The following is a 20,714-nucleotide window of genomic DNA, read 5'->3' on the forward strand; positions in this document are numbered from 1 at the left end:
ATTGCGAGTTATGTGCAATAACCGTCTCCGTCCAGGATACGGCGGCGCGCGGCCGCGGCTATGGTGCCTCGGGCGCCGCGGCCTGTGCGGGTTCTGCGGCCTGTGCGGGTTCTGCGGCCTGTGCGGGTTTCGCGTCCTGCCTTCCGGGTTCCGTTCCCTGTCCGGGTTCCGTTCCCTGTCCGGGTTCCGCGTCCTGCGTCCCGGGCTCCGTCCCCTGCCCGGGTTCCGTTCCCTGTCCGGGTTCCGCGTCCTGTCCGGGCTCCGCCCCTTGCCCGGGCTCCGCCCCCCGCCCGGGCCCCGTCCCGAGTTCCGCCGCCACCCGGGCGTTCCACCGCCCGTCCCGTCCGCTCAGCGCCGTCACGGACAGCGGCGGTACGTCCACCCGCCAGAAGGACGACGGCGGTGCCCCCAGCGCGCACACCACGGACGCACGTACGACGTCCGGCTCCACCACGGCCACCACCCGGCCGCCCTCCGCCGCGAGACCGGCCAGCCAGTCCGTCACCCGGCCGAGGAAGCGCGTCAGCGACTCGCCGCCGTGCGCCGCGCTGTCCGGGTCGGCGAGCCAGGCTGCGACCGCCTCCGGTTCGGCGGCCAGCACGTCCTCCAGGGCCAGCCCCCGCCAGCGGCCCATCGCGCACCCCGCGGCGCCCGGGTCCGGTACCGCAGGCAGGCCCAGGGCTTCGGCCGTCTCCTGGCAGCGCACGGACGGCGAGGTCAGGACCCGGCCGGCGGGCAGCGCGGCAGCGGCGGGGCGGGCGGCGCGGGCGCGGCGCAGCCCGGCGGGCGTCAGTGCTTCATCGGCCGGGAAGCGCACCGCGTGCAGCGCGTCGTCGAAAGCCGGTGAGACCAACGTCACCCGTGTTGTCATGTGCACCTCTTCCGGTGGAGATCCTGGTGGCGCACAAGGGAACAGCGGGGCGCGCGCCCGCCACCGTGCGCCTTCACGGCCACCCGGGGGCCTTGGCCCGGCCGCCGCCACGCGGTACGTTCCCGATGATATTGACGATGACATGACGGAAGCCGGTGGAAATCCGGCGCGGTCGCGCCACTGTGAACCCGCACCGGTCCCGCACGGGGCCGACGGGCGAGCCAGACCCGTCCTGTCGTGACGATCCACTGTCCGGGACGCGTGATTTCCCAGGAGGTACCGCCATGGCCCAGTCCGTCGCACCGCCGACCACCGGCTCCGCCGCACCCGCCACCCTGCCGATCAGGACGGTCCTGCCGTGGGCCGTCTTCGGCGGCGTGCTGATGCTCGTCCTGCTCTACTTCGTCGGCGCCGAACAGGGCGCCACCGCACTGCTCTCCGGCACCGGCGTGCACGAATGGGTGCACGACGGACGGCACCTGCTCGGCTTCCCCTGCCACTGACCGGGGGCGTCCGTACATGAACTCCGCCACCGTCAGATCCCTCCTGGTGCGCGGCATGCTGGCCGGCCTCGCGGCCGGCCTGCTCGCCCTGCTCGTCGCCTACCTGCTGGGCGAACCGCAGGTCGACGCCGCCATCGCCTTCGAGGACGCGCACGCCCACGAACACGAGGCCGAGGTCGTCAGCCGCACGGTGCAGTCCACCGCCGGCCTGGCCACCGGCATCCTGGTCTACGGCGTCGCGCTGGGCGGGATCGCCGCCCTGGCCTACTGCTTCGCCCTCGGGCGCACCGGCCGCTTCGGCCCGCGCGCCACCGCCCTGCTGCTCTCCGGCGCCGCCTTCGCCGCGGTCTACCTCGTACCGTTCCTGAAGTACCCGGCCAACCCGCCGTCCGTCGGCGACCCGGACTCCATCGGCAAGCGCACCGCGCTGTACTTCCTCATGATCGCCCTCAGCGTGCTGCTGACCGTCGCCGCCGTCATCCTCGGCAAGCGGCTCGCACCCCGCCTGGGCACCTGGTACGCCACGGTCGCCGCCCTGGCCGCCTTCGCCGTGGCCGTCGGCCTCGCCTACGCGTTCCTGCCGGCCGTCAACGAACTCCCCGCCGACTTCCCCGCCCTGCTGCTCTGGAAGTTCCGGCTCTCCGCACTCGGCATCCAGCTGACCCTGTGGACCGCTTTCGGCCTGCTCTTCGGCGAACTGGCCGAACGGGCTACCGGGGTTCGGGGGGCGGGAGTTTCTCGCGAGGTGGATGGGGGTGTGGTGGCGTCGGGGCGTTGAGGGTGGGTGTTTAGGGCTCGGGGGCGCCGGTGCCCGGGGGTGTTGGCGCCCGGGGAGCTCGGGGGCGCTGTTTCCGGGTGTGGGTATGGGCGTGGGCGTGTGTGTGGGCGTGTGTGTGGGTGTGGGTTCGGGTGTGTGCTTGCGTGCGCTGGTGCGCAGGCCCGGGTCCGGGTCCGGGTCCGGGTCCGTACGGCGTAGCCATACGGCCTCACATGGGGCGGGCCAGCAGCAGCGTCCACCACGGGCCGCGGTCGTCGGTTCCGCTGTTGATGCCCACGCCCGCGTGCCGGAAGGCGCAGTCGGCCAGCACCACTCGGTGCTCCGGACTGCGTGCCCACGCCCGTACCACCTCAGCGGCCCCGCGCTGGCCGCGCGCGATGTTCTCGCCCGCGCGGCGCCAGTCGTACCCCACGGCCGAGAGCCGGCTGCCGGGCCCCGAGCCGCCGCGCTCCCGGTGCGAGAGCGAGCCGTCGCGCGCCATGTGGTCACTGTGCCGCTGAGCGGCCTCGGTGACCGTACGGTGCGCCCGTACGGGACGGCAGCCGGCCTTCGCCCGTTCGCGGTTGACCAGCCGGATGACGGCGGCCCTGGTCGCCGTGACGTTACGGGGAAGGGCCGGCACCCGGAGCCCGTGTGACGCCAGGGCCGCTTTGGTGCTGTCGGGCAGACTCGGGCGCGCGCCCGGAGGCGTGGCGACGGCGGGGCCGCCCGCCGCGGGCCCCGCCAGGACCAGCACGGCCACCGTTGCCGCCAGCACCACCCGTACCGCGTTCCCCTTCGCCCGCCGGTCCGCTCGGCGTACCCGCCACCCGCTCGCTCCCGCCGCCGTGTCCCGGCCCGCGATCCCGTCCGCGCTCCCGCCCATTCGGCCCCTGTCCCTCGGCTGTCCTCGGCTGTCCTCGGCGGTGGCGGTCCGTTGCCGCCACCAGGCACCGGCGCCGTTCCCGGCAGCCGGCCCGGTGACAGTCTTGCCGTCCGCGCCCCCGCCTCTGTCGTCCGCGGCCGATACCCGACCCGTTCGGCTGTACCGGTCGCCCAGGCCGCTGACGTACGCCAGATCCACCCCGCCCCGAACGGGTACCCGCCCGCACATGACCACCCGTACGCCTGACACGCCTGACACCGACCCCAAGGCCGACACCGGCCGTACGCCTGAGACCGGCCGCATGCCTGGCACCGGCCGCACGCCCGGCACCGGCCTCGGGCTCGCCAGCGGGCCTTCCGTCTCCTCCGTCTCCTCCGTCTCCTCCGTCTCCGCCGACTCCGCCATCTCCGCCGTCCGCGGCCCCCTCGTCCGCTTCCGGGCCGACCCCTTCCGCACCGGCAACGCGGAAGCCCTCGTCCACGACCCCGACGGCCTGCTGATCTGCGAGGCCGGCCGCATCACCGCCGCCGGCCCGTACGCGGCGCTCCGCGACCGGCTGCCGGCCGGCACCGAACCCGTGCACTACCCCGGCCACCTCATCAGCGCCGGATTCGTCGACGCGCACACGCACTACGTGCAGCAGGACGCCATCGCCAGTTTCGGCGCTCAACTGCCCGACTGGCTGGACCACACCTACGTCGCCGAGGAACGCTTCGCCGACACCGCCCACGCCCGCCGCGTCGCCGCCGCCTTCTGCGACGAACTGCTGCGCAACGGCACCACCACCGCCCTGGTCTTCGCGTCCGTGCACCCCGGCTCGGCCGACGCCCTCTTCGAAGAGGCCACCCGGCGCGACCTGCGCATCGCCGCCGGCAAGGTACTGATGGACCGCAACGCCCCCGACAGCCTGCTCGACACCGCACAGCGCGGCTACGACGAATCCCTCGACCTGATCCGGCGCTGGCACGGCAAGGGCCGCAACCTCTACGCCGTCACCCCGCGCTTCGCCCCCACCAGCACCCCCGCCCAGCTCGAAGCCGCCCGCGCCCTACGCGCGGCCCACCCCACCACCCTCCTGCACACCCACGTCTCGGAACACCGCGACGAGATCCCCTGGGTCCGCTCCCTTTTCCCCGACCGCGACGGCTACCTGGACGTCTACGACCATTACGGCCTGCTCGGCCCCCACACCGTCCTCGCCCACGGCATCCACCTCACCCCCTCCGAACGCGACCGCTGCGCCCGCACCGGCACGGCCGTGGCCCACTGTCCGTCCTCGAACCTCTTCCTCGGCAGCGGCCTCTTCCCCCTCCGCGAGGCCAAGGAAGGCGACCACCCGCTCACCGTAGCGCTGGGCACTGACATCGGCGCCGGCACCAGCTTCGCCCTCCTCCAGACCATGCGCGACGCCCACTACGTGGCCAAGCTGCGCGACCACGCCCTGGACGCGGTCAAGGCCTTCTACCTCGCCACCCGCGGCGGCGCCGAGGCCCTGGGACTGGCCGACACGATCGGCTCCCTGACCCCCGGCCAGGAAGCCGACTTCACCGTCCTCGACCCGCGCGCCACGCCCCTCCTGGCCGACCGCACCGACCGCGCCGAGGACATCGAGGACCTGCTCTTCGCCCTCAGCATCCTCGGCGACGACCGGGCCGTGCGGGCCACCTATACGGGAGGCCGCCTGGCGTACGAGCGGGACGCGGCGCGGTGACCCACCAGTTCACGAGTTCACGACGTCACAACTGCGGCACCTTCCGCGCGTCACAGCTCTCCACCGAGCCGAAGTACCGCCCCAGCCAGGCACGCCGCCGCTCGTCCCCCATGGACGCGAGGTGGCGCAGAGCCCGGTCACCGGCCTCCGCGGCGGCGACGGCCGCCTGGTCGCCCTGCTCCCGTGCCGCCCGCGCCCAGAACGCCCGGCGGCGCTCGCTGAGGCCGTTCGACACCAGCCAGTCGCGCACGGCGTCGTCGACACGGAGGAACGGTTCCGTACCGCCGCACTCACGCCGCCCGGCCAGCCCCGCCGCGGCCTCCCAGGCGAACCGTTCCGGATCGGCCAGCCGGCCCCGTACGACACTCTGCCCCCGGAAGAGCTGCGGCAGCTCGGCCTCGTCGTGGTGCGGCCCGCGCGGCAGGTCCTCGAACCGGCCCGGTGCGTTCGGCACCCCGGCCAGGCGGCCCGTGACGCCGGACAGGGCCCGGGACACCTGCGGCAGCAGGTCCTTCTCCAGCGCGTTGACGCACACCTGCGGTGCCCCGCCGTCGCACACCTGCTGCCCGGCGACCGGGTCCGGGTGCCACGCACGCTGCCCCGCCTGCACGAGCACCACGGCGGCGCCGGCCGCGACAGCCAGCGGCAGCAGCGCGGCCCACCGCCGGCGCGCCGGACGCGCGGTGTACGCGACGACCGCCGCCGCGGCGAGCCCGCCCGTCCACCCGGCCATCGCCACCGGCTGCCACCAGGCGGGCAGCGCCTCACCGACACCGCCGTCGACAGCCGGGCTCAGGAAGCGGACCGCCTCGTCCCGGTAGGAGGGCAGGCCCAGGGCGACGTACGTGAGGCCGGCCAGCGCGGGTGCCGCGGGCCGCCACCGCACGAGCCGCCCGGCGACCATGGCCGCGGCGGTGGTAGCGGCCAGGAACACCGCGTCCCCCGCCATCGGCAGGAAGAGGGGCCGCCCGGCCGACACGTAGGGCGCCGACGCCAGCAGCGCGCAGGCCGCGGCGAGTACGTAACCGAGCACCACGGCGAGGACGACGGGCAGCACGGCGACCACGAACTGCGCGAGCGGACTCCTGGCTGCGGTGACCCGGAGGCCGGCCGTACGGGAACGGTGCTCCCGGCCCCCGTGCAGGCAGCCGACGGCGGCGGCGAGGGGGCCGCCGAGCAGGGTGGCCACGGCGTGCAGTTCGAACCGCGTCTCACCCCAGCTGCCCTGCCAGCGCTCCGCCGTCACGGCCATCGCCGCCGCGAGGGTGAGGAACACGGCGAGCCCGGCCCAGGGAGCGACACTGCCGCGCGCTTCGGCGCGGAGGGGGTGGGGGGTCACTGGGCTGCTCCCGGGACGGAGCGGGGTGTGCCGCGGGACGCGCCGACGGGCGCGGCGCGGTGCTCACGCAGTACGGCCAGGTACCCGCGCTCGACGGGACCACCGCTCAGGCCACCCGCCGCACCGCGCCCCGCCGCCGCGAGTGACTCCGGCGTACCGCGGTAGACCACCCGACCGCCTTCGAGGAGCGTGACCCCGCCGCACGCCAACGCCACGTCCTCCACCAGGTGGGTCGAGACGATCACCGTCGTCCCGACCCCCAGCTCCCTCAGCAACTCCCGGAAGGCGACCCGCTGTTCCGGGTCCAGCCCGGCGGTCGGCTCGTCGAGCAGCAGCAGGTCCGGATCGTTGACGATGGCCTGCGCGATGCCGACCCGCCGCAGCATGCCGCCGGACAGCGACTTCAGCTTCACGTCGATACGGCCGGCCAGCCCGGCCCGCGCCACGGCGCGCTCGACCGCCGCCTCCGCCGAGCTGCCCGGCACCTGCTTCAGCCAGGCCACGTACGCGACGAAGTCCCGCACCGTGAACCCCGGATAGTACCCGAAGTCCTGCGGCAGATAGCCGATCCGGCGGCGTACGGCGGTCGGTTCACGGTGGCCGGCCAGGTCGTCGCCCAGCAGGACGACCCGCCCGGAGGCCGGGCGGGAGACCGTCGCCAGCACCCGTATCAGGGACGTCTTCCCGGCGCCGTTCGGGCCGAGGAGCCCGTGGACGCCCGGACCGAGAGCGAGATCGACCCCGTCGAGGACGACGGCCTTACGCCGCCGGACCACTAGCCCGGAGACGCGCACGGTGTTCCCGTTGCTCCCGTTGTTCGCGCTGCTCGTACTGCCGGCGCTCCCACTGCGGTTGTTCATACGCGTACGGCTCCTCACAAGTTCCCCAACCGGTCGCGGCGCAGCAGGACCAGCCCCGCGCCCAGCACGGCGGCCGCGGCCCAACTGCCCTGCGCCGCAGCTCCGGACACGTACCGGGCCAGCTGCTCCGCGAGCGCCGCCACCGGAAACGCCCCGGTGCCGCCTCCGCCCCTCGACTGCGCGGCGAGCACCGGCAGCAGTACGGCGGCCGTCCAGCCCGCCGCGACCACCCCGGCAGCCGTACGGCACCCGACGTACGAGCCGAGCGCCAGCGCGCCCAGCGTCAGTGCCAGCCCCGGCAGCAACCAGGCTGGAGCGGCCGGCAGGCCGGGCGTGCCCGGCAGGAAGGAACTCACCGCCGTCAGCAGCGGCAGGCTCACCCCGAGGACGGCCGCAGTCCTGATCAGCAGCAGCCGCAGCCCGCCGGACGGCGACGCGGCGCTGATCTCGTGCATCGGGTCGGCGTGGCGCCCGTACGAGAAGGCCACTCCCGCCACCGGCAGTACGGGCGCGAGCGCCAGCAGCAGCGGCCGCGCCCCGGCGAACCCGGCCCCGTACGCGAGTCCGGCGGCTCCCCCACACACCACCAGCAACGCGACCAGCCAGGATCCACGGAGCGCGGGCCCGGCCGACCAGAGGGCGCGGGTGAGGCGCCGGGGGAGCGGGGCGGTGCCGCGTGCGCGGGTGGCGGCCTGGACAGCGGGTTCAGCCTTGACCGCGGTATTGGCCACGGTCTCGGCCTCGACCGGGATCTCGGCTTCGAACGCGGTCTCGGCTTCCACCGCGGTCTCGGCTCCGACCGCGGCCAGCAGGGCCCCCCGTATCTCCGCCAGCGCCGCCCCGGCAGGCACCGTGGCCCGGACCGCGGCCGACACCGCGTCCGCGCACCGGGCGCAGCCCTCCACATGCTTCTCCAGGGACCACGCCTCGGGTTCCGGCAGCGCCCCCTCGGCATACCGCGCCCCCATCACCACATCCACATGCCAGGAGGCGCACGCGGGCACGGCCCCCTCCGGGCCTCCGGGGTCTTCGGGAACGCGAGGGCCTCCGGGGCCTCCGGGAACTCCAGGGCCGCCGGAGCCTCCGGGGTTTTCGAACACCTCGCCCATCACGCGAGCCCTCCCAACGAAACATCGCTGCCGTGCAGCTGGGCCAGCGCGGCGCGCAGTTCGCGCCGGGCGCGCATGGCGCGGGTCTTGACCGTGCCCTCCGGTATGCCGAGCAGGTGAGCGGCCTCGCGGGTGGTCAGGCCGTCGATGACCGTGGCGCGCAGTACGTCGCGCAGTTCGGGCGAGATCCGGCGCAGGGCCGTGCCCACGTCCCCGTACTCGACCCCGGCCAGAGCGTGTTCCTCGGCGGACGGAACGGGCTCTGACGGCCCCTGCCCGGCCGGCCCGGCACTCTCGGCACGCCGGGCGCGCGCGTGCGCCCGCTGCGCGTCCACCAGGCGGCGCGCGGCGATCACCCACAGCCAGCCGCCGGACGTGCCCTCGCGGCGCGGCCGGCGGTACGAAGCCGCGGACCGCCACACCGTGACGAAGGTGTCCTGCAACACCTCACGTACGGTCTCCGGATCCGCGCAGCGCCGTGTCAGCCGCGCGTGCAGCCATCCGGCGTGCCGGTCGTAGTACGTGGCCAGCGCGCGCTGATCCCCGTGCGCGACGGCGCGCAGCAGCACGGTGTCGTCATCATCGGCACCTGTGCCGGCACCGGCATCCTGGCTGCCGGTGCCGTCTCGGTCTGCCCCCACGGGGCGGAACAGTCTCACGCCCCTTCTATCGCCCCGGCGGGCCTGCCCGGTTCACGACCACCCGTGCCCCCGTATCCAGGTGCCCCCGTATCCCTGTGCCCCGTATCCCCGTACCTCCGTCCCTGCGTAACCGTCCGCACATCGGCCGGAATCAGGCCAGCAGCGCCGCCGCCTGCCCCCGCGCCTCCCGCAGCCACGCCTCCCGCTCCGCCTCGGCCGAGTCGGAGACGGTACGGAAGACATGCCGCCGGACGTCCGTGACCCCCACGTACGGCAGGACGCATGCCGCCCAGATCTGCTGCAACGGGTCGCCGAACTCCCGCTGCTCACGCTCGGCGGGCGTGTCGGACGTGTTCAGCACCAGTGCGCGGCCGGCCCTCAGCAGGCCGACCGGCTCACCGTCCGCCGTCCCCAGCTTGTAGGCGACGCCGGGGACGAACACGCGCTGGACCCACCCCGTCAGTACGGCCGGCGGCATGCCCCACCAGTTCGGGTGGACGAAGACCATGGCGTCGAGCGTCGCCACCTCGGCACGGTGGCGCGCCGTCCAGGCGTCGTCCGGTTCCCCGGATGCCCGTACCGTCTCCGTGCCGTCCGGGGGCAGCAGCGGATCGAACCCCTCGGCGTACAGATCGTGCGTGACGACCTGGCAGCCCCGGCTGCCCAGCTCCGCCGCGACGGCGTCGGCCAGCGCGTGGTTGAAACTGCCCGGACGCGGATGCGCGAGATAGATCGCAGCCTTCACCGATATCCCCCTCAAGAAAACGAACACCCCTGCCTACGCGCCCTATTACACCCGCACTCCGGGGCCACGAGTCCCCGGTCCCCCGGCCCTGGGATCCCAGTCCCCGGCCCCCGTGTCCCGGCCCCCGGCCCACCGGCGGCCCAGGACAGACCCAGCGCCCCTCCTCACCCCTCCCCGGCCGCGGCCCACCTCTTGAGCGCCGCACGGTCGTCGAACCGCGCGACATTCTTGTCCAGCGGACGGTTGGTGTGCTGGTGAATGAGCCACTTTCCCTTGATCCGCGGTTTGCCGGGACTGACGTAATCGGCGATCCACAGACCGTCCGCCGCGTACGACGTGGAGTCGTGCCCTTTCCAGAAGGACACGTTGGTGTAGAGCAGCACGCGATGGTGTGGCGCCAACTTCTTCACCGCCCGCAGGAACTGGTCCTTCTGCGCCCCGCTCGCGTGCGTGCCGGCACTCGTCGTCTCCCAGTCGGCCGCGAGCAGGTCCCCCTCTTTCGCCCCGCATTTCTCGACGAAGTACTTGGCCTGGGCTTCGATGTTCCCGGGCCACAGGAAGTGGTAGAAGCCCACCACACACCCGGCTTTCCGTGCCTTGTCCGCCTGTTCGGCCCGGTGCGGACTGGCATAGGAACGCCCCTCGGTCGCCTTGATGAACACAAAGTCCAGGCCCTGTGCGTCATACGAGGACTGGTGAGCGGAAATGTCGACGCCATGCAGCATGAGATGCCTCTCGACGGACGGTCGTTGGGAATCGAGGCGCCGCATCACGCGAGCCCCCCCGCCCGCCTCAGTACGCCCTCTTCATACATTCCCCTCATCGCCCGCGCGTCATCCCCACGACCCCGCGCAACCGGTAGCACTCACGCGCGCCCCCCACTCCACCCACCCCCGCTCCACCCACTCCCGGCACCCCACCCCACCCCGTGCCCTACACCTGACCAAGCACCTCCCGCATCAACTCCGCAGCCCGTACCGCCGCGTCCGCACAGCAGTTGTTGAACAGCACGTGCACCTCGCCGGCCCGCTCCGCCATTCCCCGGAGCCGCGGAACCCACTCCGACAGCTCCTCCTTCGCATACACGTACCGGAACCGCTCTTCCTTGCTCCCGGACCCCCAGGCCGCATTACGTCCGTGGAAACGCACTACCGCCAACCCGTCATCCGTGACAGGAGCGACCGGGGGTATCGACACCGGCAGCGTCTGCACCATGTCCACGGCCACCGTGGCCACCCCCAGCTCGGCCAGCATCTTCGCCGTCGAGGCCTGCCGTTCTTCGTCCCGCCACCACTCCGGGTGGCGGAATTCGACGGCGACCGGCCACCCTTCCGTACGCTCCCGGCACCGCGCGAGAAACGCCTCCGCCCGCGCGCCCGGCGCGAACCACGGCGGGAACTGAAACAGCAACGTACCGAGCCGCCCGGCCTCCCGCAGCGGTTCCACCGCCGTACTGAAACGCCGCCACACCTCGTCCAGCAATCCGCCGTCCTCCGCGTCGGCGAACTCCCTGCGCCGTACGAATGCGGTCCGCAGATCCACGGGCAGCGCGGCGGGGCGGGTGGGATGTCCGGTGAGCAACGAGAACGCCTTCACATCGAACCGGAAATCCTCCGGCGTCCGCTCGGCCCACAGCCGGCTGTTGCGCTCACTCGGCAGCGCGTAATACGTCGCGTCGACCTCCACCACCGGAAACCGTCCGGCGTAATGCCGCAACCGCCCCTCGGCGTCCCGCCGCCCCGACGGATACCACCCACTGGAGACCAACGCCCGATCCGTCCACGAACACGTCCCGACCAGAATCTCACCCATGCCCCCCGGCTACCCCGTCCCGCCGCCCCCACCAGAACGGGCGGAGGTGTCCGGCCCGGCTCGCTCCTAAGATCACGCCATGACGGTTACGTACGCATGGCGGGGTGACGTCGACGACGAGCTGACCCCCGTCCACTTCGACGCCTGCGGCTTCCCCCCGACAGCCGCCGAAGTGCCCGAACTCTGATTCCCACACCCCACCGCCCCTCCCCCTCACCGCAGCCTGCGCGCCCCAGCCGTCCGGCGACATCAACGCGCCCCCGCCGCCCAAGAGCCGCGCCGACGCGCTCGCCTGGGCGAAGCGCTACACCTCGACCATGGCCACCTGCCCCGCGCAGACCACATCGCGGCCGTACGGAAGCTCCGCTCAGCCCTGAAGGAACGCGACGTGGACGTCTCCGACTACACGACGGAAGAGCCGGCAGAAGCCCAGCCCCAGCCCCAGCCCTGAACCGGCAGGAAACCGGAAAGCGGAAAGCGCTGAAGCCCCCGACACCACACCGGGGGCTTCATGCGTTCCGGAAGGGACCGTGCGCGGTCCTCGCCGGGGTCAGTTGGCGATGCCGACCGGGTGAACCTGGATCTTCTCGTCGTACGGGCCGGCCAGCTTCTGCGCCTCCGCGGGCCACTTCAGGGACACGCTGTGGGTCTCGTTCGGCGGCGTCACGATGATGTTGGTCGGGCTCGCGAGGCTGTCACCGCTGGAGTCGACCTTGTACGAGATGCTGAAGGTGGCGGTGTCACCGGGCATCAGATTGGTGGTGCGGGGCTGCTCACCGCCGCGGTGGACCGGGGCGGAGGTGCCGTCGGCGTCCTTCAGGTCGACACCCGCGAAGCCCGTCACCGAGCAGGACCTGCTGCCCTTGTTCGTCATCTGCACGGTGACGTCGCCCACCGTCTGGTCCGGGGAGCTGTCCACGGCCTCCATGTTCAGCTCCGTCGTCCGGCAGAACTTGTCCTTCCCCGCACCCTTCGCCGTACCGCTCCCGGAACCGGCCCGGGACGGGGCGGTGCCTCCGGAGCCACCGGTCCCGCCGTGGGACGAGCTGCCACTGCCGGCGTTCGGCTTGGCCTTGTCCGTCTGGCCGGCGGAGCCCGCGCCATCGGCACCGGTACCGGTATTGGCACCGGCCTCCGCGGAACCCGCACCGCCGGCCTCGGCGGCAGCGCTCGTGTCCGCCTGGCCCCCGGCCTTGGGGGCGGCGGCGTCCGAACCGGAGCAGGCGGTCAGGGAAAACGCGGCAGCTGCGGTCAGGGCCGCGGCGGCAACGCGCAGGGTGCGGCGACGGGTGGCGCGGGCGGTGGTGTTGGCGCTCATTTCGGGTTCCCCCCGGGAAGTTCGGTGTCGGTCTCTCTGCCGTACGACACCCACTCTGACCACACCCACTACCGCCGCACTGCCGCCCCGCTAACGTCCAACTAATACCCCCGTGACCAGCCCGAACCCACGACCCCCGACCACCCGGAGCCCCCCACGGAACGCGACGAAGGCCCCCACCGCGAACGGTAGGGGCCTTCGACGTAGTGCCCGGTGAGGCACTGGCGGAGGATACGAGATTCGAACTCGTGAGGGGTTGCCCCCAACACGCTTTCCAAGCGTGCGTATAGGTGTGCGCGACTGTTCGTGGATGTTTGTGCAGCAGGCCAGAGAGCATGCGGGAACGCCTGAGGACAGATGAGACCGCCGGCGAACTGAACAACGACCGGGGACAACGAGGCCATCAGGACTCCATCAGATCCGTAAGCGGGTGCGCACCTGTCGACCACGCAGCGCCCAGGTGTCTGCTCCACAACCGCCGCGCTTCTCACGCGGGCGCGGGGCCTTCGACGTCCGTTGTTGTGCGTCGAAGTTGATGTCACCGGTTGATGTCAAGCAGCTCTGATTGCCGTTCTGCCTGTGTCTGTCACTGGCATGGTCTACCGTCCGTTACAACGTCGCCTCGCTAGCTCCGCCTAGGTCATCCCCGCACCGTGCCTCCAGACGTCGCGTGAACGGGGCGCTGCACCCTAAGAGACAGACTAGAACGGAAGTATTGATGAGTTGGGTTACGTGGGTTTTCAGTGGGGTGGGCGTCGCGGCCCCCATCGCATTTGTCGGTTGGTTCTACTTTGACCGAAACAAGAAGGAGGGGCGACAGATCCAGAGATCTGGAAATAATTCAATCAATTATCAAGCAGGGGGAAACATGCGGGTCGACGGGAACAGCGAGACCAACCGGCGGAATTGATGAATCAGCGCCAGACAAGTGGAGGCAACTCCACCAATTATCAAGTTGCCGGAAATCTGCATACGGGAATCTCTTACCGTGACGCCAAGGAGATTGCGGCGGACGTGTTCCGTCAGAACTACATGCACCTCGCCTCCGAGGCTGCGAGCCTCGCAGAGGAGCGCGCCCGGGAGGTATGCGACAAGTTCCTCAATAAGCTTACCGAAGAGTCCCCCGAGTCGCTGAACAATGCGCGAAATCCCGATTTTCAACGCGCCCTCTTCCGGGTGCAGGAGGAGTTTGCCACAACCGGAGACGAGGACCTCGGGGACCTCCTTGTCGATATGCTCGTCGACCGAGCAAAGCAATCCGGCGGGTCGTTCAGGCAGGTAGTGCTGAATGAGGCACTCAAGACGGCTCCCCGCCTCACCAGCGCGCACGTCGCAGTGCTGGCTGCAGTATTCATGGCTCGCTACGTAAACGTGAATGCCGTAAGTATTCCCCAGCTTTACGACACCGTTCGCGAGTACTGGATTCCCTTGGTCAAGGGCCTGAATCATCCGTCAGATGCCAATATGGGGCACATGGCGTACGCGGGATGCGGGTCGATTAGCCTGGGTGTTGTGACTTTCACTCAGCTCTTCCTCGGTAGGTATGCTGGACTGCTTACGTTGGGGTTCGAGGAAGAGCAATACCCATGGGCAACTGACCTCAAGGATAAAGGGGTCGTAATGTCATGCTTGCGCGATCCATCGAAGTTGCAAGTGGCTGCCGTAAGTTTAACCGACCTCGAAAATAAACTGTCGACTATAGGTGTCGGGGTGCATGCTGGCGAGCTTAAGCGGCTCCTCGAGGCAAACCCTATCGCTGGGGAAACAATCCGCGACGAGATCAGTTCCCTTGGTCCAGAGATTAAGAGATTTTCCGAGATCTGGGAGAATTCCTCTATGAAGAGTTTCGACTTGACTAGTGTCGGCATCGCTATCGCTCATGCTCACTGTCGGAGAATCCTTGGGTCCTCCGCCATGCCGCCCGTTGATATTTGGCTGAGCTGATCGCATTTTAGTGACGTGCTTGATTGTGCGCCAAGTAATGTCCGGATACTTTTCCGGAGTGAGCGGTTTCATCCGCGAATCCGTGAGCGGCAGGGCCTGTGGGTCGCTGCGCGAGCCATCCTTAGACCCTGGGACCGCCATTCACGGCGAAACCTTGGTGAACGGTCCGGACGTGTTGAAAACCGTGGCGCAGGTAGTACGACTGCATGCTGACATTGGTTGTCCACGCATCCAGATGCATCCACTCGGCACCTGCTCGATAACCACGGTCCCCGGCCCAATCGAGGAGGCGGCTACCAAGAGCTTGGGCATGCACCGCCCTGCCCGCCACCCGAACCGTGCCAACCACCCGCGGTGAACACTGGATCTACCGGGGCGCGATGCGCTCCGTGAACGCGGTCCGCCCCGGCGTCGACATCAAGTCGACCATGGCCTACGCCCGCTACCTCGGGCCCGGCACCGGTGCGACGGTCGACCTGCCAGACGCCGTGCGCGCGCTGGCGGTCAAGGAGCCTGCCCGGCACCGCATGCGGTCACCGTGCCTGCCGGTGCCGGGGCGAAGAGCGCCTGCACCGCACGCCCGTCCAACTGGAACGCGGTATCCCCATGGCAAGAGCAGCGCATCACCGAGGCATCCAGTCCGGGACGGGCGTCTGCGCGACGCACGGCACGCAGCGGGCACCGTGCTGATGCTGCTCGGGATCCCGGATCGGGTCATCGACCAGATCATGGGTTGGGAGCCGGGCGGTGCCGCGCGGATGCGGGCGCGGTACCTGGACGTGACTGATCCCATGTTCAAGGAGCAGCCCGGAAGATCGAGCGCGCCATCTGGGAAGCCCCGGAGAATCTTGCCGTGGACAAAGATGCAGGACGACGAGCCGTAGGGACAACGTCGAAGGGCCCCACCTTGCGGTGGGGCCCTTCGACGTTAGTGCCCGGTGAGGCACTGGCGGAGGATACGAGATTCGAACTCGTGAGGGGTTGCCCCCAACACGCTTTCCAAGCGTGCGCCCTAGGCCACTAGGCGAATCCTCCGCCGCAAACAATACAAGACGTTGAGGGGTGCTCGCGAACATGATCCGGCGGAGGGGGGTGTGAGTGATCGCGGAGAGGGGTGGAAGTGATCTTGGGGTGGGGCGGGGTCGTGCGGAGGGTGGGGGATCCGCTAGGGTTGGGCACAGCCCCTCACGTGGCGCTATCTCACCGAACTCCCCCAGGGCCGGAAGGCAGCAAGGGTAAGTGAGCTCTGGCGGGTGCGTGGGGGGCGTCTGCGTTCCGGGGATCGGGGGCGGCCCGGTTGTCAGTGCGGGCCGATATCGTCGTATGCGTGTCGTCCCTCGCGCTGTACCGCCGCTACCGCCCCGAGACCTTTGCTCAGGTCATCGGGCAAGAGCACGTGACCGATCCGCTGCAGCAGGCCCTGCGGAACAACAGGGTCAACCACGCGTATCTGTTCAGTGGCCCGCGTGGCTGCGGCAAGACGACCAGTGCGCGCATCCTGGCGCGCTGTCTGAACTGTGAGAAAGGTCCCACGCCCGATCCGTGCGGGGAGTGCCAGTCGTGTGTGGACCTCGCCAGGAACGGGCGGGGGAGCATCGACGTCATCGAGATCGACGCCGCTTCGCACGGTGGTGTCGACGACGCGCGTGAGCTGCGGGAGAAGGCGTTCTTCGGGCCGGCCGGCAGCCGGTACAAGATCTACATCATCGACGAGGCCCACATGGTCACGTCGGCGGGCTTCAACGCGCTGCTCAAGGTGGTCGAGGAGCCGCCGGAGCACCTGAAGTTCATCTTCGCGACGACCGAGCCCGAGAAGGTCATCGGGACGATCCGGTCGCGTACGCATCACTATCCGTTCCGGCTGGTGCCGCCGGGGACGCTGCGTGACTACCTGGCTGAGGTGTGCGGGCAGGAGGACATCCCCGTCGAGGAGGGTGTGCTGCCGCTCGTCGTACGGGCCGGGGCCGGGTCCGTGCGTGACTCGATGTCGGTGATGGACCAGCTGCTCGCCGGGGCGGGCGACGCCGGTGTGACGTATGCCATGGCCACGGCCCTGCTCGGGTACACCGACGGGTCGCTGCTGGACTCGATCGTGGAGGCGTTCGCGGCGGGTGACGGGGCGGCGGCCTTCGAGGTCGTGGACCGGGTCATCGAGGGCGGCAACGACCCGCGGCGGTTCGTGGCCGACCTGCTGGAGCGGCTGCGGGACCTGGTGATCCTGGCGGCGGTGCCGGACGCGGCGGAGAAGGGCCTGATCGACTCGCCCGCCGATGTCGTCGAGCGGATGCAGGCCCAGGCGTCGGTGTTCGGCGGCGCGGAGCTGGCGCGCGCCGCGGACCTGGTCAATGCCGGGTTGACGGAGATGCGCGGGGCCACGTCGCCGCGGTTGCAGCTGGAGCTGATCTGCGCGCGGGTGCTGCTGCCCGCCGCGTACGACGACGAGCGTTCGGTACAGGCACGCCTCGACCGCCTGGAGCGCGGGGCGAGCACGGCCGGGCTGAACCTCGGCGGGGCGGTGGCGACGGGTGTCGGCGGTCCTGAGGTCGAGTACGTGCCGGGGCCGGGGGCGCATCCGGCCATGCCGCCGTCGGCGACCGGTGGTGCTGCGCAGGCTGGGCAAGCTGGGCAGGTTGGGGCTGCGGGGTCTGCGGGGGTCGGTGGGGCTGCGGGACCTGCCGGGCCTGCTGCTGCGCGTGCTGCGGTGCGGGGGATGAGCGGCGGGGGAGGAGGTGCTGGGGCCGGTGCCGGTGCTGGATCCGGTGCTGGAGCTGGGGGCGGCGGAGGTGCCGGGGTCGGCGGAGGTGCCGGGACCGGCGGAGGTGCTGGGGCCGGTGCTGCGGGTGGTGTGACTGCCAGTGATGTGACTGCCGGTGGTGCGCAGGTGGAGTCGGCGGGGGCGGAGGCTGCGGCCGGTGCTGCGCCGGGTGCCTGGCCGGGGGCCGCGAATGCCGGTGCCGGTGCCGGTGCTGGTTCGGGGGCGGCGCAGCCGGCGCCTGGGGCCTGGCCCGGGCAGGGCGGTGGTCAGAGCGCGGCCGGGCAGCGGCAGCCCGGGGCCTGGCCGGGGCAGCAGGCGGCGGGTGGCGCGACCGGGCGGCAGCCGGGCGGGTGGCCCACGGCCGTGGCGCCGGGGCAGGGCGGTCCGGGAGGGGCCGCGGGCTCCGGTGCGCCTGGCCCCGGTGGCGGCGCGCCGGCCGCTGCGGGGCAGTCCGTGCCCGTACAGCCCGGGCAGCAGCCGCAGCAGCCGCAGCAGGCCCAGCAGCCCGCGCAGGGCGGCGGGAACATGGCCCAGGGTGCCGCGCAGGTACGGCAGCTGTGGCCGGAGATCCTGGAGGCCGTGAAGGGCCGGCGGCGCTTCACCTGGATCCTGCTCAGCCAGAACGCGCAGGTCGCCGGGTTCGACGGCACGACGCTGCAGATCGGCTTCCCGAACGCGGGGGCCCGCGACAGCTTCGCCAACGGCGGCAGCGAGGACGTGCTGCGGCAGGCGCTGGCCGAGAAGTTCAACGTGCAGTGGAAGGTCGAGGCGATCGTCGACCCGTCCGGGGGGACCAATCCGCCCGGCGGCCCCGGCGGTGGCGCACCGCAGGGCGGTGGCTTCGGCGGCAACAGCGGCGGCTTCGGCGGTGGCGGTGGCTTCGGCGGTCCTTCTGGCGCTCCGGCGCAGGGTGGCGGCCAGGGCGGGCCGGGTGGCGGTGCGTCCGGTGGTGCGCCGGGCGGCGGCTCCGGGTACGACGCGGGCGGCGGTGCCCCGGGTGGCGGCCAGGGCGCGCAGCTGGCGCGGCAGGCGGTGGCGCCGGCGGGCGCGGCGGCCGGCGGTGGCGGGTACGGCTCCGGCGGCGGCCAGGGTGGTGCCGGTGGCCAGGGCGGATCCGGCGGCTCTTACGGGGCCGGGGCCGGAGCCGGTGCTTCCGGGCATGCGGGCGGTGGCGCCGCGGATTCCGCGTACCGGGAGCCGGAGCCCGCGCCGGTGTCGATCGAGGACGACATGCCGGCCGAGGACGACCCCGACCTGGTCGACTCCGCGCTGAGCGGCCACGACCTGATCGTGCGCGAGCTGGGCGCGACGGTGGTCGAGGAGTTCAACAACGAGTACTGACGAGTAGTGACGAGTACTGACACGCACTGACGGGTGCGGATGAGTGGGGAGAGCACGGGCGAGTACGGGCGAGTACGGGCGTACTGGTCGCGGGCGGCGAGTGCGGACGTACTGGTCGCGGGCGGGGCGTACCGGCTGGTCAGAGGCGGTTGTGTGCCGGTCGGCCGCGGCGCCCGGGTGCCGGTCGTGCGAGGGCGGTCGGGTGCCGGACGGCGGTCGGGCGGGCGTACGGCCGCGCTCCTCCGTACGGCGTAGGGCGTCGCGCCGTTCGAGCACGTAGGCTCGGGCTACCGCACCAATCGTTGTCGTACGGCAGGAGTCACGTAGTGATCCCCGGTGGTCAGCCCAACATGCAGCAGCTGCTCCAGCAGGCCCAGAAGATGCAGCAGGATCTCGCGGCGGCCCAGCAGGAGCTGGCCGAGACGCCCGTGGAGGGGTCGGCGGGAGGCGGCCTGGTCAAGGCGACCGTGAACGGCTCCGGCGAGCTCCAGGGCCTGGTCATCGACCCCAAGGCGGTGGACCCCGAGGCGGGGACCGCCGAGGAGAACGCCGAGACGCTCGCGGACCTCGTCCTGGCCGCCGTACGGGACGCGAACGCCAGCGCGCAGCAGCTCCAGCAGCAGAAGCTCGGCCCGCTCGCCCAGGGACTGGGCGGCGGCATCCCCGGCCTGCCTTTCTGAGCCCGGCCCGGCGTCGGTACCGCCACGGAACGCCCGTTCCGTGGCATTCCGGCGCCGAAGTCGCCGGGGAATGGGTCTCCCTTTCCGGGGAGGAGACAACTAGCGTACGCAGCACGGCAGAAGAGAGAGAAGACGTTCCGTGTATGAAGGCGTGGTCCAGGATCTGATCGACGAGCTGGGCAGACTGCCCGGCGTCGGTCCCAAGAGCGCGCAGCGGATCGCCTTCCACATTCTTCAGGCCGAGCCGACCGACGTCCGCCGGCTCGCGAACGCGCTGATGGAGGTCAAGGCGAAGGTCCGGTTCTGCAGCGTGTGCGGCAATGTCGCGCAGGACGAGCAGTGCCGGGTCTGCCTGGACCCGCGCCGCGATCCGGCGGTCATCTGTGTCGTGGAGGAACCCAAGGACGTCGTGGCCATCGAGCGGACGCGGGAGTTCCGCGGCCGCTACCACGTGCTCGGCGGGGCGATCAGCCCGATCGAGGGCGTGGGCCCCGACGATCTGCGGATACGGGAACTCCTGGCCAGGCTCGCGGACGGCACGATCACCGAGCTGATCCTGGCCACCGACCCGAACCTGGAGGGCGAGGCCACGGCCACGTACCTCGCGCGCATGGTCAAGCCGATGGGCCTGCGGGTGACGCGGCTGGCCAGCGGACTGCCCGTCGGGGGCGATCTGGAGTATGCCGACGAGGTCACGCTCGGGCGGGCCTTCGAAGGGAGGAGACTTCTCGATGTCTGACGCCACGCTGCACGACGCCACGCGGAATCCGGACGATTTCGCCGTACAGATCTCCGACTCGATCGAGAGCTTCATCGTCGCGGTCACCGAGGTGGCCAAGGGCGACGAGCCGGACAGCGCCGTGCCGTTCCTGCTGCTGGAGGTCTCCCAGCTGCTGCTGACCGGCGGCCGCCTGGGGGCGCACGAGGACATCGTGCCGGACGAGCGGTACGAGCCCGACGTCGGCCCGGAACCGGACGTCGACGAGCTGCGGGAGCGCTTCGCGCGGCTGCTGGACCCGGTGGACGTGTACTCCGAGGTCTTCGACCCGTACGTACCGCGCAGCGCGCCCGTGGCGTGCCGGATCTCCGACGACCTCGCGGACATCATCACGGACCTGCGGCACGGCCTGGCGCACTACCGCGCGGGCCGGGTCAGCGAGGCGCTGTGGTGGTGGCAGTTCTCGTACCTGTCGAACTGGGGGCCGACGGCGAGCGCGGCACTGCGCGCCCTCCAGTCGCTGGTCGCCCACGTGCGGCTGGACCAGCCGCTGGACGAGCTGGACGGCCTGGACACGGACAGCGACGCGGCGGACGGCGACGAGGAACAGCTCGCCGAGGAGGCCGGCAAGGTCATGGCGGCGGAGATCGCCGGGCCGCTGGGGCTGCGCGGGGTGTGAGAACGCCGCGCCGGGTGCGGCACCGCCACGCGAGCAGGGGAGTCC

The 20,714-nt window shown here is 71.5% G+C and carries 19 protein-coding genes, 1 tRNA gene, 1 other RNA gene, 1 pseudogene and 1 riboswitch; of the genes and pseudogenes, 10 read left to right on the forward strand and 12 right to left on the reverse strand.

Going from position 1 to position 20,714, the window contains the following annotated elements; translation table 11 throughout:
• Nucleotides 1–58 precede the first annotated feature (58 nt).
• Nucleotides 59–871, reverse strand: a complete 813-nt coding sequence (locus tag AB0L45_RS09010; protein WP_365837604.1) for a histidine phosphatase family protein — start codon at nt 869–871, stop codon at nt 59–61.
• A gap of 106 nt (nt 872–977) precedes the next feature.
• Nucleotides 978–1,121, forward strand: a riboswitch (cobalamin riboswitch).
• A 34-nt stretch (nt 1,122–1,155) separates the two neighbouring features.
• Between AB0L45_RS09010 and AB0L45_RS09015 the strand changes: the two genes are divergently transcribed.
• Together AB0L45_RS09015 and AB0L45_RS09020 are read left to right on the forward strand one after the other, a co-directional pair.
• The gene (locus AB0L45_RS09015) at nt 1,156–1,374 is read left to right on the forward strand and encodes a CbtB-domain containing protein (RefSeq protein WP_365837606.1); all 219 of its coding nucleotides are present in this window, start codon (nt 1,156–1,158) and stop codon (nt 1,372–1,374) included.
• A gap of 16 nt (nt 1,375–1,390) precedes the next feature.
• A complete protein-coding gene (locus AB0L45_RS09020; RefSeq protein ID WP_365837608.1) occupies nt 1,391–2,152 on the forward strand; it encodes a CbtA family protein in 762 nt (253 codons plus the stop codon).
• 208 nt (nt 2,153–2,360) lie between these two features.
• Here AB0L45_RS09020 and AB0L45_RS09025 read toward each other — a convergent pair whose 3' ends face one another.
• Nucleotides 2,361–3,017, reverse strand: a complete 657-nt coding sequence (locus AB0L45_RS09025) for a CAP domain-containing protein (protein ID WP_365837609.1) — start codon at nt 3,015–3,017, stop codon at nt 2,361–2,363.
• Nucleotides 3,018–3,243: 226 nt separating this feature from the next.
• Here AB0L45_RS09025 and guaD point away from each other — a divergent pair, with 226 nt between their 5' ends.
• Nucleotides 3,244–4,728 (forward strand): guanine deaminase, encoded by a 1,485-nt coding sequence (guaD, locus tag AB0L45_RS09030; RefSeq protein ID WP_365837611.1) that lies wholly within the window; start codon nt 3,244–3,246, stop codon nt 4,726–4,728.
• 25 nt (nt 4,729–4,753) lie between these two features.
• On the opposite strand, the gene AB0L45_RS09035 is transcribed toward guaD, so the two are convergent.
• The 8 genes from AB0L45_RS09035 to AB0L45_RS09070 all read right to left on the reverse strand — a co-directional run bounded on the left by AB0L45_RS09035 (nt 4,754) and on the right by AB0L45_RS09070 (nt 12,552).
• Nucleotides 4,754–6,067: a hypothetical protein gene (locus tag AB0L45_RS09035; protein WP_365837613.1), complete on the reverse strand. Its 1,314-nt coding sequence runs from the start codon at nt 6,065–6,067 to the stop codon at nt 4,754–4,756.
• Nucleotides 6,064–6,927 carry an ATP-binding cassette domain-containing protein gene (locus AB0L45_RS09040; RefSeq protein ID WP_365837615.1) on the reverse strand — a complete coding sequence of 288 codons (864 nt, stop codon included), beginning with the start codon at nt 6,925–6,927 and terminating at the stop codon, nt 6,064–6,066. Before AB0L45_RS09040 ends, AB0L45_RS09035 begins: the two co-directional genes overlap by 4 nt.
• Nucleotides 6,928–6,941: 14 nt before the next feature.
• Nucleotides 6,942–7,895: a zf-HC2 domain-containing protein gene (locus tag AB0L45_RS09045; protein ID WP_365837617.1), complete on the reverse strand. Its 954-nt coding sequence runs from the start codon at nt 7,893–7,895 to the stop codon at nt 6,942–6,944.
• Nucleotides 7,896–8,035: 140 nt separating this feature from the next.
• Nucleotides 8,036–8,605 carry an RNA polymerase sigma factor gene (locus tag AB0L45_RS09050; RefSeq protein WP_365838055.1) on the reverse strand — a complete coding sequence of 190 codons (570 nt, stop codon included), beginning with the start codon at nt 8,603–8,605 and terminating at the stop codon, nt 8,036–8,038.
• Between the two features lie 223 nt (nt 8,606–8,828).
• Nucleotides 8,829–9,422: an NAD(P)H-dependent oxidoreductase gene (locus AB0L45_RS09055; protein WP_365837619.1), complete on the reverse strand. Its 594-nt coding sequence runs from the start codon at nt 9,420–9,422 to the stop codon at nt 8,829–8,831.
• 164 nt (nt 9,423–9,586) lie between these two features.
• The gene (locus AB0L45_RS09060; protein ID WP_365837621.1) at nt 9,587–10,147 is read right to left on the reverse strand and encodes a GH25 family lysozyme; all 561 of its coding nucleotides are present in this window, start codon (nt 10,145–10,147) and stop codon (nt 9,587–9,589) included.
• Nucleotides 10,148–10,355: 208 nt separating this feature from the next.
• Entirely contained in the window at nt 10,356–11,234 is an 879-nt protein-coding gene (locus tag AB0L45_RS09065) for a DUF72 domain-containing protein (RefSeq protein WP_365837623.1), read from the reverse strand.
• Between the two features lie 550 nt (nt 11,235–11,784).
• Complete coding sequence (locus AB0L45_RS09070) at nt 11,785–12,552, reverse strand: DUF4232 domain-containing protein (protein WP_365837625.1); 768 nt, start codon at nt 12,550–12,552, stop codon at nt 11,785–11,787.
• Nucleotides 12,553–13,461: 909 nt separating this feature from the next.
• Between AB0L45_RS09070 and AB0L45_RS09075 the strand changes: the two genes are divergently transcribed.
• On the forward strand, nt 13,462–14,496 hold the full coding sequence (locus tag AB0L45_RS09075) for an LPO_1073/Vpar_1526 family protein (protein ID WP_365837627.1): 1,035 nt from the start codon (nt 13,462–13,464) through the stop codon (nt 14,494–14,496).
• A gap of 124 nt (nt 14,497–14,620) precedes the next feature.
• Here the strand turns inward: AB0L45_RS09075 and AB0L45_RS09080 are convergent.
• A pseudogene (locus AB0L45_RS09080) lies at nt 14,621–14,803 on the reverse strand (GNAT family N-acetyltransferase); the annotation flags it as partial.
• An 82-nt stretch (nt 14,804–14,885) separates the two neighbouring features.
• Here AB0L45_RS09080 and AB0L45_RS09085 point away from each other — a divergent pair.
• On the forward strand, nt 14,886–15,380 hold the full coding sequence (locus tag AB0L45_RS09085; RefSeq protein ID WP_365837629.1) for a hypothetical protein: 495 nt from the start codon (nt 14,886–14,888) through the stop codon (nt 15,378–15,380).
• A 63-nt stretch (nt 15,381–15,443) separates the two neighbouring features.
• On the opposite strand, the gene AB0L45_RS09090 is transcribed toward AB0L45_RS09085, so the two are convergent.
• Nucleotides 15,444–15,531 (reverse strand) — tRNA-Ser (locus AB0L45_RS09090).
• A gap of 141 nt (nt 15,532–15,672) precedes the next feature.
• Between AB0L45_RS09090 and ffs the strand changes: the two genes are divergently transcribed.
• The 5 genes from ffs to AB0L45_RS09115 all read left to right on the forward strand — a co-directional run bounded on the left by ffs (nt 15,673) and on the right by AB0L45_RS09115 (nt 20,669).
• An RNA gene (ffs, locus tag AB0L45_RS09095) (signal recognition particle sRNA small type) lies at nt 15,673–15,769 on the forward strand.
• A gap of 54 nt (nt 15,770–15,823) precedes the next feature.
• Entirely contained in the window at nt 15,824–18,592 is a 2,769-nt protein-coding gene (locus tag AB0L45_RS09100) for a DNA polymerase III subunit gamma and tau (protein ID WP_365837631.1), read from the forward strand.
• 350 nt (nt 18,593–18,942) lie between these two features.
• On the forward strand, nt 18,943–19,272 hold the full coding sequence (locus AB0L45_RS09105) for a YbaB/EbfC family nucleoid-associated protein (RefSeq protein ID WP_206504511.1): 330 nt from the start codon (nt 18,943–18,945) through the stop codon (nt 19,270–19,272).
• Between the two features lie 139 nt (nt 19,273–19,411).
• The gene (gene recR, locus AB0L45_RS09110; protein WP_003984655.1) at nt 19,412–20,011 is read left to right on the forward strand and encodes a recombination mediator RecR; all 600 of its coding nucleotides are present in this window, start codon (nt 19,412–19,414) and stop codon (nt 20,009–20,011) included.
• Nucleotides 20,004–20,669, forward strand: a complete 666-nt coding sequence (locus AB0L45_RS09115; RefSeq protein ID WP_365837633.1) for a DUF5063 domain-containing protein — start codon at nt 20,004–20,006, stop codon at nt 20,667–20,669. Before recR ends, AB0L45_RS09115 begins: the two co-directional genes overlap by 8 nt.
• Nucleotides 20,670–20,714 lie beyond the last annotated feature (45 nt).

Origin of the sequence: Streptomyces sp. NPDC052496 (genome assembly GCF_040679095.1) — a bacterium.
Lineage (GTDB): Bacteria > Actinomycetota > Actinomycetes > Streptomycetales > Streptomycetaceae > Streptomyces.

Bases quoted from the DNA above. Each gene is read 5' to 3' on its own strand.
- AB0L45_RS09020 (WP_365837608.1), top strand. From the start codon at position 1,391: ATGAACTCCGCCACCGTCAGATCCCTCCTGGTGCGCGGCATGCTGGCC.
- AB0L45_RS09065 (WP_365837623.1), bottom strand. From the start codon at position 11,234: ATGGGTGAGATTCTGGTCGGGACGTGTTCGTGGACGGATCGGGCGTTG.
- AB0L45_RS09010 (WP_365837604.1), bottom strand. From the start codon at position 871: ATGACAACACGGGTGACGTTGGTCTCACCGGCTTTCGACGACGCGCTG.
- AB0L45_RS09070 (WP_365837625.1), bottom strand. From the start codon at position 12,552: ATGAGCGCCAACACCACCGCCCGCGCCACCCGTCGCCGCACCCTGCGC.
- AB0L45_RS09025 (WP_365837609.1), bottom strand. From the start codon at position 3,017: ATGGGCGGGAGCGCGGACGGGATCGCGGGCCGGGACACGGCGGCGGGA.
- AB0L45_RS09060 (WP_365837621.1), bottom strand. From the start codon at position 10,147: ATGCTGCATGGCGTCGACATTTCCGCTCACCAGTCCTCGTATGACGCA.
- AB0L45_RS09015 (WP_365837606.1), top strand. From the start codon at position 1,156: ATGGCCCAGTCCGTCGCACCGCCGACCACCGGCTCCGCCGCACCCGCC.
- guaD (WP_365837611.1), top strand. From the start codon at position 3,244: ATGACCACCCGTACGCCTGACACGCCTGACACCGACCCCAAGGCCGAC.
- AB0L45_RS09075 (WP_365837627.1), top strand. From the start codon at position 13,462: ATGAATCAGCGCCAGACAAGTGGAGGCAACTCCACCAATTATCAAGTT.
- AB0L45_RS09105 (WP_206504511.1), top strand. From the start codon at position 18,943: ATGCAGCAGCTGCTCCAGCAGGCCCAGAAGATGCAGCAGGATCTCGCG.
- AB0L45_RS09040 (WP_365837615.1), bottom strand. From the start codon at position 6,927: ATGAACAACCGCAGTGGGAGCGCCGGCAGTACGAGCAGCGCGAACAAC.
- AB0L45_RS09045 (WP_365837617.1), bottom strand. From the start codon at position 7,895: ATGGGGGCGCGGTATGCCGAGGGGGCGCTGCCGGAACCCGAGGCGTGG.
- AB0L45_RS09115 (WP_365837633.1), top strand. From the start codon at position 20,004: ATGTCTGACGCCACGCTGCACGACGCCACGCGGAATCCGGACGATTTC.